Source organism: Arthrobacter sp. MDT2-3 (genome assembly GCF_059090465.1).
This window is the reverse complement of record NZ_JBNHFS010000025.1, coordinates 1-286: the sequence shown is the minus strand read 5'-3', so window position 1 is coordinate 286 and position 286 is coordinate 1. Positions and strand designations below refer to the sequence as shown.

The following is a 286-nucleotide window of genomic DNA, read 5'->3' as shown; positions in this document are numbered from 1 at the left end:
AACTCCTTGACCTCGGCCGCAAAACCCGGCTCTTCACCCCCGCCCAACGCCAAGCCCTCACCGCCCGAGACCAAGGCTGCACCTTCCCCAACTGCACCGTCCCCGCCCCCTGGTGCGAAGCCCACCACATCACCTACTGGTCCCACGGCGGCCCCACCAACACCGACAACGGCGCCCTCCTCTGCTCAGGCCACCACCACCTGATCCACAAAGAACAATGGACCATCACCACCATCAACAACACCCCCTGGTACACACCCCCAAAACACCTCGACCCCCACCAAAA

At 63.6% G+C, this 286-nt stretch carries 1 protein-coding gene; it reads left to right on the top strand.

Features of this window, described 5'->3' with window-relative positions:
- Nucleotides 1-286 (top strand): HNH endonuclease signature motif containing protein (locus AC5RUQ_RS20965; protein ID WP_493949187.1); only part of this gene is annotated, 286 nt, incomplete at both ends.